This is a genomic window from Micrococcus sp. NPDC078436, from assembly GCF_040702705.1.
Lineage (GTDB): Bacteria > Actinomycetota > Actinomycetes > Actinomycetales > Micrococcaceae > Micrococcus.
On record NZ_JBFBLX010000024.1, the window covers coordinates 1 to 14,159 of the forward strand.

Consider the following 14,159-nt stretch of genomic DNA (forward strand, 5'->3'; position numbering starts at 1 on the left):
AACTCTTGGGGGTAGGGGGCGGGCATGGTGCACATCCTTCCCTGCGGTGTGGGAACACCACAGATCGTATGTCACCTACACGCGCATCAGTCCCGAATCGCGTTTGCGAAATCTTCGCTGCATCTGTCGAGATGCAGCGAAGAGTTCACACGACGCGCGGTGAACTCTTCGCATATCAGGCGGGATCCGGTCGGCGTGAAATCTGGGTGTCCCGGTGGGCGCTCCCGCGCGCCCCAGGGCCCGCCAGAAACGTACGGGCGGCTGCCGCTCTGGCGGGTCGGTTGTGGCGAGTCATGTGGCGGGCGGACAGGGTCGGATGTGGCGCGCACGGCGCATGGCGGGGTCCCTCGCCACAAACGACCGAATGTGCCGCGGGCGCGCATCTCTATTCCGTCCGCGCGCGAGGCGGTTGGGATGAGCCTGTCAGGCAGCAGGTAGTTGGAATCGCTCCATGGGCATGGTGGCCAGGTCGCGGAGATACCCGCCCTGTCGTGCGTCTGCGTAGGCCGCGTCCTCGTTGTCCTCGAGCGCCCAGGTGCCTTCTTCCCAGGCCATGTGGTCTAGCGCTGCGGGCCAGAGCTTCCGTTCGGTTGAGGTGAGTGAGATGTGTCGAGCATAGGAAGAGTAGAAGTCGTTCCACTCCTGTGCGGTCATCATCCGAGCCGGAGCTGACGGTGACTCGTTGTGGAGAAGCACTACTGCCATAGCCAGGTCGAAGAGTCGCGGTTCCCAGCCCCCGTTGTCTGGGTCAACCACCGTGGGGCCGCTGGCACTGAAGATCACGTTCGCGGCCTTGTAGTCGCTCGTTACGCTCGCATAGGGCAAGGCGTGTTCGTCATCGGCGGCTCGCAATGCGGGCAATGAGTGGTCCCACCAGCGGTCCGCGAGGGAGTGGAGGGCCGCGAGGGACTTAGCTGCATCTTCTGCGCCGAGGACGCGGGGTAGCTGCTCTCTGAAAGCTGCAAGATCGGCGTCGACGTCGTCGCGCGTTGCTTCTGGCCACGAATATGTCCGTAGCCCGCCGACAATGCCAGTTCGGACTTGAGTCGCGTGGAGCCGCCCAAGCAGATCACCGAGCGCGGCGACGTCGTCGCCGGCCGCGTAGGGGCGCCCTTCGATGAAGGGATACACGACGTACCAGTCCTCGCCAATGGCCTGGGGATTGGGTGCGTCGAGACCTATCGGGGCAACCACAGGGAAACCATTCGCCATCAGCATGCGAGTCCACGCCGCCATACCTTCGGCTCGTTCGCGGGCCTCCGCCGTCTTCTTCACAACAACGTCTCGGGCCTCCGTGTGACCGCGCGGGATGACGCGTGCCCGGTAGACCGGCGACCAAGGGGACAGCGATTTCTCGGCAATATCGACAAGACCAAACGCGTGGGCAAGGTCAGATACGGGATGCTCAGGCATGAACTCAGCCTAACGTGAAGTAGGTCACAAACATACTGGGTCCCTTGTGGAGGTTCACGCCCAAGATGTCATGACCTGTTTAGTTCAACTGTGTCGAGCCAGCTCACTTCGGCCGTCTCGCGAGCCGAGCCCCCCAAACACGGCAAGCCCGATCAATCAACCTGTCCGATCAGTACACCTAGGGCATGTCTGCTCAATGGGTACGCACCCATTGCGGCAGTTCAGTGGGTCATGCCTCGTGGTCGTGGCTGCTGTAGACCACGATCGGCGCCCCACTGGGATCACGCGTGCACTTCCACACGGTCATGCCGATTCGTTCGGCCACGCGACGGGAAGCCACGTTGTCGGGGTTGATGATCGCGGTGACCATCGTTGCGTCGAGGGTCTCGAACCCGTGTCGCAGGCAGGCAGAGGCCCCCTCGGTTGCCAGTCCTTGTCCCTGGTGTTCGGGCAGGACGTGGTAGCCGACCTCGAGGACCTCTTGGCCGTCGACGTTCTGCCAGGTCAGGCCGCAGTCACCGATGAAGTCGCCGGTGGTCCGGTGTTCGATGACCCACAGGCCGAACCCATGCTTGGCGTAGTTGTCCTTCGACCAGTTGATCCACCGCTGCACCTCGTTGCGCGACTTGGCTCGCGGGTAGTAGCGCATGACCTCCGCGTCTCCGAGGAGCCGGCACATGTCGTCGAGGTCAGCGTCGGTCATGCACCGGAACGTGAGTCGATCTGTGGGTTGCGGGATCACCCGACGACCTTACCGACGGCACTGAACCGGCTTCTTGTCTTCGGCATGTGCGTGAAACCGCCCCCGCGGTCTGCCGCGCTCACCCCACGAAGACGCAGAAGGGGTGGCCGGCCGGGTCCGCGAACACGTACAGGGGCTCGTCCTCGTCGTCGGAGCGGTCCTGGACGAGGCGCCCGCCCAGGCGCAGGGCGTGGCCGTGGGCCGCGTCGAGGGAATCGCGGTCCGGCACGGTGAAATCCAGGTGCAGCTGCATCGGCACCTCGGGTGACGGCCACGTGCTGGGCTTCAGTTCCTCGGTGCGCTGGAATGTCAGGACGCGGCGGCCGTCGTCGTCCAGCAGCACGAGCCAGTCCGCACTGTCCGGCTCGCGGCCGTCCGCGAGCTCGTCGCCCGCGCGGTAGTGGAGGCCGAGGAGCTCGCGGTAGAACTCCGCGACGGAACGGATGTCGACGGCGTCGATCACCGGCTGCTGGAGCACAGGGCGGGTGACCATGGCCACACATTAAGCGACCTCGGTGTCCGCGTCAGCGTCTCGGCCTCAGTCGACGTCGTCGCGCCCCGCATCCACCCACCGCGCGGCCGGCCCGACGGCGGCCAGCCACCGCGCCCGTCCTTCCGGCGGCGGGGGCGTCCCAGTGTCAGGGCCGCGGGGGGTAGGCGTCTGACGACGCGGGTTCGTGCTCACCGCCACACGTGGAGCAGGTAGCCGTGGCTCAGTGACGTCGCTGCGGGGTGCTCGGCGAGCCACGCGTCGGCGACCCCTCGCTCGAACTCCAGCCGCAGGACGGCCTCGAGGTCGGCGCGGGAGTCGAAGGTCCACGAGCTCATGGCCTCGCGGGTCTGGGCCCCGACGCCGGCCCACCACGCGCGGGCGTACGTGTCCTGGCCCTGCGCCGCGGCGTTCGTGCTCGCCCGCAGCAGCTCGGCGAACTGGCCGCGCTCGGTGTCGTTGTCGATCACCACGAGCGCGCCGCCGGGCCGCAGCACCCGGGTGACCTCGTCCAGGCCGGGTCGGACGTCCCAGCGCGGGTGCGGGAAGAAGTACGCGAACCGGGCATGCACGACGTCGACGCTCGCCTCCGGCAGCGGGATCCGCTCGGTCGAGCCGTACAGCACGCGAGCCCCGCCGGGGCGGGCGCGGGCGGCCCCCAGCAGGCGCGCGTCCGGCTCGACGGCGATCGTCTCGGCCGCGTCGGCGTAGCGGGGCAGCCAGAAGCCGGTGCCCGCACCGAGGTCGAGCAGCGTCCGCCCGGCCCAAGGCGCCGCCTCCTGCAGCGCCGCCCAGAGGGCGCCCTCACGGTCCATGGCCGCGTTCTCGATCTCGTACAGCGCCGGGTCCACGCCCTGGTTGCCCGAGGGACGGAAGTCGGGCAGGCCCGTGGCCGGTCCGCCCGGTGTGCTCTGCGTCATGCCCGGGAGTCTGACACACCCCCCCTCCACGCCCGTCCGTCACACGGGTCTGCCCCGGCCCGCCGCACCCCGGAGAGGCTCCGGCCGGTCCCGGATGGCGCGGTGGCGGCTCATATGACGTGCGAGCCGGCCGCCCGCTGGACTCGCGGCGGCCCGCCGCGTGGGATGGGCTCACCACCCATCCAGAGCGGCCGAGAGATCTGGCTCGACGACGCCGCAGCAACCCGCCCGCCGCCCCCGGACCCCCGGGAACGGCAGGCCCGGTGCTACCGCCAGGACCGATGGAGGAGAGCAGATGCCCCGTCACGCCACACAGCAAGTCCACGCCGGCTACGAGCCCGCCGCGCCCCACCGGCCGGTCGTCCCGCCCATCCACCAGACCACGGCGTTCCGTTTCCCGGACCACGCCACGGCGGCATCGATGTTCCGGCTCGAGACCCCCGGCTTCACCTACAGCCGCACGGGCAACCCGACCGTCGCGGTGTTCGAGAACCGCCTCGCCGCGCTGGAGGGCGGCATCGGTGCGATCGCCACGGCCACCGGCCAGGCCGCCGTCGCGCTGTCCCTGCTGGCGCTGCTGCAGGGCGGCAAGCACCTGGTCGCCTCCAGCCAGCTGTACGGGGGCACCGTCGACCTGCTGACGGACACGTTCGCGGACTTCGGCATCGAGGTCACCTTCGCGGACCCGGCGGACCCGCCCGCGTGGGCGGCCGCGGTCCGGCCCGACACCCGCGCGTTCTTCCTCGAGGCCATCACCAACCCGCTCGCCACCCTCCCGGACCTGCCCGCGCTCGCGGACCTCGCCCACGCGGCCGGGGTGCCCGTGGTGGTGGACAGCACCCTCGCGACGCCGGCCCTCTACCGGCCGCTGGAGCACGGCGCCGACGTCGTCGTGCACTCGGCCACCAAGTTCCTCGGCGGGCACGGCGCGGTGCTCGGCGGCGCGATCGTGGACGGCGGCACGTTCGACTACGGCGCGGCGCCCGACCGGTGGCCGCAGCTGGCCCGGCCCAAGGCCCGCTACGGCGGGCAGACGCTGGTCGAGCGGCACGGCCGCGGCGCCTACCTGACGCTGGCCCGCAGCAAGTTCCTGCACGACCTCGGCCCCACCCTCGCCCCCGCGAGCGCGGCGCAGTTCATCCAGGGGCTCGAGACCCTCGACCTGCGCGTGGCCCGCCACACCGCCACCGCCCTGGCCGTGGCCGAACACCTGGCCGGGCACCCCGCCGTCGCGCGGGTGCACCACCCCGGCGTGGCCGGGCATTCCAGCGCGGCGCTGGCCGCCCGCGACTTCCCGGACGGCGTCGGCTCGGTGTTCTCCTTCGACCTGGCCTGCGGCCCCGAGGCCGTGGCCCCGTTCCTCGACGCGCTCGAGCTGTTCCAGCTCGTGGTCAACGTCGGCGACGCCCGGTCCCTCGTCTCCCACCCGGCGACCATGACGCACTGTCGCCTGACGCGGCAGCAGCGCGAGGACGCCGGGATCGCCGAGACCACCGTCCGGCTCTCCATCGGGCTGGAGTGTCCCGACGACCTGATCGCGGACCTGGACCGTGCCCTGGCCGTGGTGACCGCCGCCGGGCCGGCCGCCCCCGCCACCACGCCCGCCGTCCCCGAGACCGCCGCCGTCACCCAGGAGGTGCGCTGAGATGACCGCCGTCCACCACACCACCCGCTCCGTCTCCCGTCCCGCCGTCCGCGGCTTCACCACCACCGCCGTGCACGCCGGCCAGGAGCCCGACCCGCTGACCGGCGCCGTGGTGCCGCCGATCTACCAGACCAGCACCTTCGTGCAGGACGGCATCAACGTGCTGCGCGCCGGGCACGAGTACAGCCGCGGCTCCAACCCGACCCGGAACGGCTTCGAGACCCAGCTCGCCGCCCTCGAGCACGGCGACCGGGCGTTCGCGTTCGCCTCCGGGCTCGCCGCCGAGGACGCCCTCCTGCGGGCCGTGCTGCGCCCCGGCGACCACATCGTGCTGGGCGGCGACGGCTACGGCGGCACCCACCGCCTCATCACCACCGTCCTCGAGCCGTGGGGCGTGTCCAACACCCCCGTGGACATCACCGACCCGACGGCGGTCGCCGCGGCCGTCCGCCCCGGCCGCACCGCGCTGCTGTGGGTGGAGACGCCGTCCAACCCGCTGCTCGGCATCGCGGACCTGGCCGCCTGGGCGCAGATCGCCCACGACGCCGGTGCGCTGCTGGTCGTGGACAACACGTTCGCCTCGCCCTACCTCCAGCGGCCCCTGGACCTCGGCGCGGACGTCGTGGTGCACTCCACCACCAAGTACATCGGCGGGCACTCGGACGTGCTCGGCGGCGCCGTGGTGGTGGCCGACCGCGAGTTCCGCGGCCGGGCGCTGGCCGAGGCGGTGGCCTACCAGCAGTTCGCCGCCGGCGCGGTCGCCGGCCCGCAGGACTCCTACCTCGCCGCCCGCGGCCTCAAGACGCTCGGCCTGCGCATGGACCGGCACGGCGCCAACGCCGCCGCGCTCGCGGGCTGGCTGCAGGGCCGCCCCGAGGTCGCCCAGGTCTTCTACCCCGGGCTGCCCGACCACCCGGGCCACGAGCTCGCCGCGCGGCAGATGGACGGCTTCGGCGGCATCGTCTCCATCCGGCTGGCCGGGGGAGAGGCCGCGGCCCGCGCGTTCGCCGAGGCCACCGAGCTGTTCGCGCTCTCGGTCAGCCTCGGCGGGGTCGAATCGCTGCTCTGCTACTCCTCCGAAATGACCCACGCCTCCGTGCGGGGCACGCCCCTGGCCGTCCCCACGGACCTGGTCCGGCTCTCCGTCGGCATCGAGGACGTGGCCGACCTGCAGGCGGACCTCGAGGCCGGCCTCGAGTGCGCCGCACGCGTCGCCGCCGGCCGCGGGGCGCCGTCGTCGTCCGCGGTGCCCCGTCCCGCCACCGCCCACCACCGCACCACCCGCGCCCGCACCCCGGAGAGGACCCGATGAGCCACGCCACCCTTGTCACGAGCACCGTGCCCACCCGAGTGGACGACCTGACGTTCAGCATCCACACCACGCCGTTCGACGAGGACTACACGCCCGCCGCCAGCACGCGCGCCACCACGAACTTCGCGAACCTCGCTCGCGGCGCGGACCGGCGGGAGAACCTGCGCGCCGCCCTGGCCATGATCGACGGGCGCCTCAACGACCTCGCCCCCTGGGACAACCCGGAGCGGGACCGCTACACGGCACGGATCGAGATCGTCTCGATCGACGTGCACTTCACCGCCGACGACGGCGCGGACGTCGACTTCCCGCTCATGGAGATGCTCGACGTGCGGGTGGTCGAGCGCGCGACGGGCGCCGTGCTCGGTCGCAGTGTGGGGAATAACTTCTCCTCCTACGTCCGCGACCACGACTTCTCCGTGGTGCTGCCCGCGCACGCGGCGACGTCGCCGGGGACCGAGGAGCCTGACGGCTTCGGCGACCTCCACGGGCGGCTGTTCCGGCACCTGCTCGACTCGCAGGCGTACCGGGAGCGGTTCCCGCAGCCGCCCGTGATCTGCATCAGCGTGTCCACGAGCCGCACCTACCGTCGGCTGACGAACGAGCATCCGGTGCTCGGGGTCGAGTACCGCCAGGACGAAGCCTCCCGCACGGACCGCTACTTCGGTCGGATGGGCCTGGGGATCCGGTGCTTCCTGCCGCGCGGGTCCGTGGCGCCGCTGGCGTTCTACTCGCGGGGCGACCTGCTCAACGACCACGCGAACCTCTCCCTGGCCGGGCTGATCGCCACCATGGAGACCTTCCAGCGGATCTACCGGCCGGAGATCTACAACGCGAACGCCGGGGCCGGCGAGGTCTACCGGCCGCGTCTGGACCACGGCGACTTCTCGCAGACCCGGATCGCCTACGACCGCGAGGAGCGGGCCCGCCTCGGCCGGGAGCAGGGGGAGTACACGCAGGAGCACTTCGTGGGCCCGCACCGCGACCTGCTGGAGCGCTGGGCCGCCGCCCACGCCGCACGAGACACCGAGGAGACCCGATGACCACCCTGATCCCCACCGCCCTCGTCGGCAGCCTGCCGAAGCCCGGCTGGCTCGCCGAGGAGGAGACGCTCTGGTCGCCCTGGAAGCTCGAGGGGGAGCGGCTGCGCGAGGGCAAGCTCGACGCGCTCGCCCTCGCCGTGGCCGACCAGGAGCGTGCGGGCATCGACATCGTCTGCGACGGCGAGCAGACCCGCCAGCACTTCGTCACCACGTTCATCGAGCACCTCGGCGGTGTGGACTTCGACCGGCGCGAGACGGTGCGGATCCGCGACCGGTACGACGCGAGCGTGCCGACCGTCGTCGGGGAGGTGGGCCGACCGTCGTCAGTGTTCGTGGACGACGCGAAGGCCCTGCGCGCGCGGACGGACCGGCCCATCAAGTGGACCCTGCCCGGGCCGATGACCATGATCGACACCCTCGCCGACCGCCACTACGGCAGCCGCGAGAAGCTCGCGTGGGAGTTCGCGCGCATCCTCAACGAGGAGGCGCGGGAGCTGGCGGCGGTGGGCGTCGACGTCGTGCAGTTCGACGAGCCCGCGTTCAACGTGTTCTTCGACGACGTCCGCGACTGGGGCGTGGCGACGCTCGAGCGTGCGGCCGAGGGCCTGACGTGTGAGACGGCCGTGCACATCTGTTACGGCTACGGGATCAAGGCGAACAACGACTGGAAGGCCACGCTCGGGGAGGAGTGGCGCCAGTACGAGACGTCGTTCCCGCTGCTGCGCGAGTCCACGATCGACACGATCGCCCTGGAGCGGCACCACTCCCGGGTGCCGGCGGAGCTCATCGGCCTGCTGCGCGGCAAGAAGGTGATGGTCGGCGCGATCGACGTGGCGAGCGACGAGATCGAGACGCCCGAGGAGGTCGCCGCGACCCTCCGGGAGACCCTCGAGTTCGTGGACGCGGACAAGCTGATCGCGAGCACCAACTGCGGCATGGCGCCGCTGGCTCGCTCGGTGGCGCGGGACAAGACGGCGGCGCTCGTGGCCGGCACGCGGATCCTCCGGGAGGAGCTGGGCGAGGAGTGAGGGGGCCGGCATCGGCTCACCCCCACACGGCGGAACCGGCGATGAGCCGGACCGCGAGCACCGCCATGACCACCGCGATCACCACGTCCACCACGCGCCACGCCTTCGGGTCGGCGAGCACCCGGGCCAGCAGGCGCGCGCCGTAGCCGAGCGCGGTGAACCACAGGATCGAGGCGGCGACGGCGCCGGCGGCGAAGACCCACCGCGCGTCGGGACCGTGCTGGTTGGCGAGGCTGCCCAGCAGCACCACGGTGTCCAGGTAGACGTGCGGGTTGAGCCAGGTCAGCGCGAGTGTGGTGGCGATGACCGACCCCGCGGTGCGCGGCGCCTGCTCGGCCACGAGCCCCTGCGGGCGCAGCGCGGCACGCAGGGAGGAGACCGCGAACCAGAGCAGGTACAGGGCGCCGCCCCAGCGCAGCACCTCGAGCAGCCACGGCACGGCCTGCACGAGCGCGCCCACCCCGGCGGTTCCGGCCAGGATCAGCACGGCGTCCGAGGCCATGCACACCAGCACGACGGCGCCCACATGCTCCCGGCGCACGCCCTGGCGGAGCACGAAGGCGTTCTGGGCGCCGATGGCGACGATGAGGGCGAGTCCGGTGAGCAGGCCGATGCCGGCGAGGGTCCACATGGGTGAGGACGCTAGGGCCCGGCCGGGCCTGAGCCAAACGAAGAGAACTGCAGGCGCCTAAGCTCTGCTTCATGAACCTGGACCAGCTGCAGGCGCTGCGTGCGATCGCGGACGAGGGCTCGTTCGAGGCAGCCGCGTACGAGCTCGGCGTCAGCGCCTCCGCGGTCAGCCAGCGCATCCGCGCCCTGGAGCGGGAGGTGGGCCAGGTGCTGCTCCGGCGCGGCACACCCTGCGAGCCGACCGAGGCCGGCGTCGGCCTGGTGCGCGTGGCCCGGCACATGCGGGTGCTCGAACAGGAGGCGTGGGCCGGGCTGGGCCGCACGGCGGCCGGACGCAGCGTCACCTCCCTGGCCGTGCCCGCTGACGTGCTGGGCACGTGGTTCGGGCCGGTCCTGGCGGAGGCCGCCGACTGGGAGGACACGGTCCTCGACCTGCGCGTCGAGGACCAGGACCACAGCGCCCGACTGCTGCGCCGGGGCGAGGTGCTGGCCGCCGTCACCACGGAGCCCCAGCCGGTGCAGGGGTGCGCGGCGGAACCGCTGGGGAGCATGCGCTACGTCCCGCTCGTGGCGCCCGCCCTGCTCGCCCGGCACGCGGCGGGCGACGTCGTCGACCTCGACGCGATGCCCATGATGCGCTACAACGCGAAGGACGACCTGCAGCGCCACGCGCTGAGGGGCGCCGGGCTGGACGCCGCCCCGCCCACGCACCTGGCGCCGTCGTTCGACGGGTTCCACCGGTCCGTCCGGGCCGGCCTGGGGTGGGGGATGCTCGTGGACGCCCAGGCCGTCGAGGACGTGCGCGCCGGCCGGCTGGTCCGCGTGCCCGGGCTCGACGACGTCCTCGTGCCCCTGTACTGGCAGGCGGCCACGCTGCCCGTGACGCGCCTGGTGAGGCTCACACAGACGGTGCGGGAGGCGGCCCAGCGGACGCTCGAGCGGGGGTGAGGCGGCACCGAGGTCGCGGACCGTCAGCGACGTCGCAGCGGTGCCGACGCCTCCATGGACGCCTCGGCCAGCACAGGCCGGAAGCCCAGCGCCTCATTCACGTCGAGCATGTGCCGGTTCTCCTCGGCGTTCCACGTGATGATCGCGCGGGCCTCGGGCAGCGCGTCGCGCACGGCGATGAGGTTCGCCGCCTTTACGCGCATGCCGAGGCGGTGGCCGCGGTGCTCGGGCAGCACGATGGTGTCCCATTGGTCGATGAGCCCGTCCGGGCGCGAGCGGGGCGCCACCAGCTCGCTCAGGGCGACGATCCGACCGGTGGCACGGTGCCGCGCCACCGCGCGGAAGAGCCGCCCGGTCGTGAGGATCTGCTCGTCCATGCGACGCACGCGGGCCGCATCCCAGACCTGCTCCACCACGGTGCGTTCCCCGGATGGCCCGTCCGTGGCCATGCGGGCCTTGAGGACGGCGAGGTCGTCCTGCAGGGACGCGTCGGCCGCGCCCTCCCAGGCGTGGAGCTCGTAGTCCGCCGAGACGCCTTCGGCCTCGGCCAGGGCGACGGCGGGGTCGATCCCCGGATCGGCGAAGTCATACCGGCTCACCCGCTCGATCTGGACGAGCGCGAAGCCGTAGGACTGGGCGAGATGCACACCCGGATGCTCGGCGGGCACCGCGCCGGCGCCGTTGGGCGGGGTGAGCGCCCGTTGCCCGGCCACCGGCCGCGGCGTCAGCGGCCAGGTCTCGAAACGGGTGAGGCTGGCGGTGTCCTGGACGAGCCGCTCGGCCAGCGCGCGGCCGTGGCCCCGTCCGCGGTGCCGCGGGTGGACGTAGACATTGAGGGCGGCCGCGTCAGGGTCGTCGACGTGGTTGATCAGGACGCGGGCGTAGCCGACCGCCTCGCCGTCGACGTACGCCAGGTAGCGGCGCTGCGTGTGGTCGGTCTCGGCGGCGGCCTGGATGAGCGCGTTCGTGGGGGTCTCGTCCCACTCGGTCGTGCCGATCAGCTCGTGGTTGTACTCATCTCCGAGGCGGCAGTAGGCCCGCCAGTGGGGGTCGTCCGACGAGGCGGGCAGGGGGAATTCGATGATGTCAGGCATGCGGTGACTGCTTTCTGAAGAAAGGGGTGGGCGCAGAGGCACCCGTCGAGCCGTGCTCGAGACGGGCGCGCGGGGAGGCCGGTGGTGGGTCGTCGGACCCCCGGGGTCACTGCTGCTGCATCATGACGTGAACTGTGTCACGACGCGGATCGGTGGGCAAGGGCCTTTGTCGTCGAGATGCAGCGCGGATTTCACCTGACGCGCGGGGAACTCTTCGCATATCGGGCGGGATCCGGTCGGGGTGACACTGGGTGTCCAGGCGGGCGCCCCGCGCGCCCCAGGGCTCGCCAGAAACGTACGGGCGGCGGCCGCTCTGGCGGGTTGGTTGTGGCGAGTCATGTGGCGGGCGGACAGGGCCGGAGGTGGCGCACACGGCGCATGGCGGGGCCCCTTGTCACAAACGACCGTTAGCGCCGCCGGCCCCTTCCGGGCGCAAAGTCACTCAGCCTAGGCCCGAGCATGACTAACAGGCGGGCCCTAGCCGCAGTGGGTCGGACGTTCTCGTGGTCCATCCACGACTGATCCCTCCGTGGGTGCCTTGGTCACCCCGCTGCGTCGGTCACGAACACGTTGTGCCGTGTTGGGCATCCCTTCACGGCGGTCCGCACCTCGGGATTCAGGTCTTCGAGGATGACCCTGCCGCCCGTGTAGCCACGGCTCTCACCGAGGCGAATGAGTCGGTCCGGGGTGCGGACGCCCACCACCCGGTCGTCTTCCCGCTCGATCCGCGACCCGGCGGGGAAGGCCACGGGATCGGATGTGGCATCCGGTGCGCTGACCGTGTCCTCTTCCGCTACCACCAGGCATCCGCCGTCGGTGAGCTCCAGGCGGCCGGTCACGAGCTGACTGGACTCGCCCGAACGTTGCACCCAAGGCTCGTCCGCCACGAGGAGTCGCGTGCCGGCGTCGTCGATCAGTGAGATTCCCGGGCGGTCCGGGCCGCACCCGGCGCTTGACCCCTGATCTTGGACACGCTGATTCCAACACGATGATGGGGAAGCGAGAATCCAAGGGATGGCTAGGAAGAACTACACGGACGAGTTCCGGCAGCGGGCGGTGGACTTGTACGAGTCGACGCCCGGTGCGACGTTGAATGGCATCGCGGCGGACCTCGGGATCTCCCGCGGTGCGCTGCGGGAGTGGGTCGAGAAGCACGGCTCGGGCACGACGACCGCCGGCACCATGTCGCCGCCCACGTCGGGGCGGTCGGAGTCGCAGGCGGCGAGGATCGTGCGGCTGGAGGCGGAACTGGCGGCGTCGAAGGCGGAGAAGCTGAAGCTCGAGACGGAGCGGGACATCCTCCGTCAGGCGGCGAAGTATTTCGCCGGGGAGACGAACTGGTGAACCGCTTCCAGTTCGTCGAGGACCACAAGGACGCCTACGGCGTGAAGCGGTTGTGCGAGATCGTCGAGATCGCGAGGTCGTCGTTCTACGCCTGGCTCGCGGCGGCTCCGGGACGGGCGGCGAGAGCGGCCGAAGATACAGCCCTCGCCGCACGGATCAGGGTGCTGCAGGACCCCGCCCAGGGCGGCGACCGCGCCTACGGGGCACCCCGGATCACCGCCGACCTCAACGACGGCGTCACCACCGCCGCCGAGCGGGTGAATCACAAGCGCGTCGCCCGCGTGATGCGTGAGCACCAGCTGGTGGGGATCCGGCTGCGACGCCGGGTGAAGACCACGATCCCGGACCAGTCCGGGAGGAAGTTCCCCGACCTGATCGGCCGGGACTTCTCGATCGGGGAGCCGAACCGCCGGTACGTCGGCGATATCACCTACCTCCCGATCGCAGACGGGTCGAACCTGTATCTCGCGACGTGCATCGACCTCGGCTCCCGCAAGCTCGCGGGCTGGCAGGTCGCCGACCACATGCGCACCGAACTCGTCGAGGACGCACTCCGCGCCGCGGCCCGCGACCGCGGCAGTCTCGCCGGCGCCGTGTTTCACAGCGACCACGGCAGCGTCTACGCCTCGAAGGCCTACGCGGCCCTCTGCGAGCAGCTCACCGTCGTCCAGTCCATGGGTGCGGTGGGCACGAGTGCCGACAACTCACTCGCGGAGAGTTTCAACGCCGCGCTCAAGCGGGAGCTACTCGAGGGCCGGGCCGCATTTCCAGATCAGGCCACGGCCTACCGGGCCGTGTTCCGATGGGCGAACCGCTACAACACCCGCCGACGCCACTCCACGATCGGCCAGGTGAGCCCAAATAGCTACGAGAACGCCTACGACGCCGCGAGGTCAGCTACCCTCACGGAAGCGGCATAACCGAACCGACACCGTGTCCACGATCAAGGGTCAAGGCCCCCCGGTGGCGCAGAGCGCGACGGCGGCAAGTACTGCTGTGAATGAGAGGGTTGCTCTGCGTGTCATTAGTTGCTCCTGGTGTCCGGGACGAGGACTGGACTAGTTGAGTCCCTGATAGTGGTGTAACCCTCCCCGGCCGCCAACACCGTCCCCAGCATGGACGCGGTCACCGTGGGAGCCTTCGAGTGAACCTTCCACAGCACTCTCGAAAGGGACATCACCACGATGACCGCTCCTCACATTGTCGACCCTGAACGCCTGCTACGCGAAGCGATCGGCGAAGCCTCGCCGGACTTGTTGCGCCACCTGCTGCAGACCGTGATCAACGCCCTGCTCAGCGCTGACGCAGACGCGGTCTGCGGCGCCGAGTACGGCACCGCTTCTGATACCCGCACCGCACAGCGCAACGGGTACCGCCACCGGCCCCTCGACACCCGCGCCGGCACGATTGAAGCGTCCCGGGTGCGATGCCGCTTCCTTTCGAGTTCGAGAGGATGTTGTTCATGCCGAAGAAGTTCGATCCCGAGGTGAAGGACCGCGCGGTGCGGATGGTCCTGGACCGTGTCGAGGAAGCCGGGTCAGTCACGAAGG

Annotated in this window: 13 protein-coding genes and 1 pseudogene; 7 read left to right on the forward strand and 7 right to left on the reverse strand. The window is 71.0% G+C overall.

Features of this window, described 5'->3' with window-relative positions:
* Nucleotides 1-423 precede the first annotated feature (423 nt).
* The 4 genes from AB0302_RS11090 to AB0302_RS11105 all read right to left on the reverse strand — a co-directional run bounded on the left by AB0302_RS11090 (nt 424) and on the right by AB0302_RS11105 (nt 3,565).
* On the reverse strand, nt 424-1,413 hold the full coding sequence (locus tag AB0302_RS11090; protein WP_366372101.1) for a phosphotransferase: 990 nt from the start codon (nt 1,411-1,413) through the stop codon (nt 424-426).
* A gap of 229 nt (nt 1,414-1,642) precedes the next feature.
* Nucleotides 1,643-2,155 (reverse strand): GNAT family N-acetyltransferase, encoded by a 513-nt coding sequence (locus tag AB0302_RS11095; RefSeq protein ID WP_366372103.1) that lies wholly within the window; start codon nt 2,153-2,155, stop codon nt 1,643-1,645.
* Between the two features lie 79 nt (nt 2,156-2,234).
* Nucleotides 2,235-2,648 carry a VOC family protein gene (locus AB0302_RS11100; protein WP_366372105.1) on the reverse strand — a complete coding sequence of 138 codons (414 nt, stop codon included), beginning with the start codon at nt 2,646-2,648 and terminating at the stop codon, nt 2,235-2,237.
* Nucleotides 2,649-2,836: 188 nt separating this feature from the next.
* Nucleotides 2,837-3,565 (reverse strand): class I SAM-dependent methyltransferase, encoded by a 729-nt coding sequence (locus AB0302_RS11105; RefSeq protein WP_366372107.1) that lies wholly within the window; start codon nt 3,563-3,565, stop codon nt 2,837-2,839.
* Between the two features lie 295 nt (nt 3,566-3,860).
* On the opposite strand from AB0302_RS11105, the gene AB0302_RS11110 reads away from it, so the two are divergent.
* Genes AB0302_RS11110 through AB0302_RS11125 form a run of 4 tightly spaced genes read left to right on the forward strand, consistent with a single transcriptional unit; the run spans nt 3,861 to nt 8,593 of the window.
* Nucleotides 3,861-5,210, forward strand: coding sequence for a PLP-dependent transferase (locus tag AB0302_RS11110; RefSeq protein WP_366372109.1), 1,350 nt, complete (start codon nt 3,861-3,863; stop codon nt 5,208-5,210).
* 1 nt (nt 5,211) lies between these two features.
* Nucleotides 5,212-6,522 (forward strand): cystathionine gamma-synthase, encoded by a 1,311-nt coding sequence (locus AB0302_RS11115; protein WP_366372111.1) that lies wholly within the window; start codon nt 5,212-5,214, stop codon nt 6,520-6,522.
* Nucleotides 6,519-7,565: a DUF1852 domain-containing protein gene (locus AB0302_RS11120; RefSeq protein ID WP_298986027.1), complete on the forward strand. Its 1,047-nt coding sequence runs from the start codon at nt 6,519-6,521 to the stop codon at nt 7,563-7,565. The genes AB0302_RS11115 and AB0302_RS11120 overlap by 4 nt, the downstream gene beginning before the upstream one ends.
* Entirely contained in the window at nt 7,562-8,593 is a 1,032-nt protein-coding gene (locus AB0302_RS11125) for a methionine synthase (RefSeq protein ID WP_366372113.1), read from the forward strand. The genes AB0302_RS11120 and AB0302_RS11125 overlap by 4 nt, the downstream gene beginning before the upstream one ends.
* 16 nt (nt 8,594-8,609) lie before the next feature.
* Here the strand turns inward: AB0302_RS11125 and lysE are convergent, their stop codons facing one another.
* Entirely contained in the window at nt 8,610-9,224 is a 615-nt protein-coding gene (gene lysE / locus AB0302_RS11130) for an L-lysine exporter (protein WP_366372115.1), read from the reverse strand.
* Nucleotides 9,225-9,295: 71 nt separating this feature from the next.
* On the opposite strand from lysE, the gene AB0302_RS11135 reads away from it, so the two are divergent.
* Nucleotides 9,296-10,171, forward strand: coding sequence for an ArgP/LysG family DNA-binding transcriptional regulator (locus AB0302_RS11135; protein WP_366372117.1), 876 nt, complete (start codon nt 9,296-9,298; stop codon nt 10,169-10,171).
* A 23-nt stretch (nt 10,172-10,194) separates the two neighbouring features.
* Here AB0302_RS11135 and AB0302_RS11140 read toward each other — a convergent pair whose 3' ends face one another.
* Both AB0302_RS11140 and AB0302_RS11145 read right to left on the reverse strand, forming a co-directional pair.
* On the reverse strand, nt 10,195-11,265 hold the full coding sequence (locus AB0302_RS11140) for a GNAT family N-acetyltransferase (protein WP_366372119.1): 1,071 nt from the start codon (nt 11,263-11,265) through the stop codon (nt 10,195-10,197).
* Nucleotides 11,266-11,807: 542 nt separating this feature from the next.
* Nucleotides 11,808-12,104 carry a hypothetical protein gene (locus tag AB0302_RS11145; protein WP_366372121.1) on the reverse strand — a complete coding sequence of 99 codons (297 nt, stop codon included), beginning with the start codon at nt 12,102-12,104 and terminating at the stop codon, nt 11,808-11,810.
* Between the two features lie 175 nt (nt 12,105-12,279).
* Here AB0302_RS11145 and AB0302_RS11150 point away from each other — a divergent pair.
* Nucleotides 12,280-13,529, forward strand: a protein-coding gene (locus AB0302_RS11150; RefSeq protein WP_144862608.1) for an IS3 family transposase whose coding sequence is annotated in 2 segments (ribosomal slippage) — nt 12,280-12,589 and nt 12,589-13,529 — 1,251 coding nt in all. Because the reading frame shifts where the segments join, the coding sequence is not laid out codon by codon here.
* Nucleotides 13,530-13,793: 264 nt separating this feature from the next.
* A pseudogene (locus tag AB0302_RS11155) lies at nt 13,794-14,021 on the forward strand (transposase); the annotation flags it as partial.
* Nucleotides 14,022-14,159 lie beyond the last annotated feature (138 nt).

Excerpts from the sequence above, each read along its gene's own strand:
- lysE (WP_366372115.1), bottom strand. The coding sequence starts at position 9,224 with ATGTGGACCCTCGCCGGCATCGGCCTGCTCACCGGACTCGCCCTCATC.
- AB0302_RS11125 (WP_366372113.1), top strand. The coding sequence starts at position 7,562 with ATGACCACCCTGATCCCCACCGCCCTCGTCGGCAGCCTGCCGAAGCCC.
- AB0302_RS11105 (WP_366372107.1), bottom strand. The coding sequence starts at position 3,565 with ATGACGCAGAGCACACCGGGCGGACCGGCCACGGGCCTGCCCGACTTC.
- AB0302_RS11120 (WP_298986027.1), top strand. The coding sequence starts at position 6,519 with ATGAGCCACGCCACCCTTGTCACGAGCACCGTGCCCACCCGAGTGGAC.
- AB0302_RS11140 (WP_366372119.1), bottom strand. The coding sequence starts at position 11,265 with ATGCCTGACATCATCGAATTCCCCCTGCCCGCCTCGTCGGACGACCCC.
- AB0302_RS11090 (WP_366372101.1), bottom strand. The coding sequence starts at position 1,413 with ATGCCTGAGCATCCCGTATCTGACCTTGCCCACGCGTTTGGTCTTGTC.
- AB0302_RS11115 (WP_366372111.1), top strand. The coding sequence starts at position 5,212 with ATGACCGCCGTCCACCACACCACCCGCTCCGTCTCCCGTCCCGCCGTC.
- AB0302_RS11100 (WP_366372105.1), bottom strand. The coding sequence starts at position 2,648 with ATGGTCACCCGCCCTGTGCTCCAGCAGCCGGTGATCGACGCCGTCGAC.
- AB0302_RS11135 (WP_366372117.1), top strand. The coding sequence starts at position 9,296 with ATGAACCTGGACCAGCTGCAGGCGCTGCGTGCGATCGCGGACGAGGGC.
- AB0302_RS11110 (WP_366372109.1), top strand. The coding sequence starts at position 3,861 with ATGCCCCGTCACGCCACACAGCAAGTCCACGCCGGCTACGAGCCCGCC.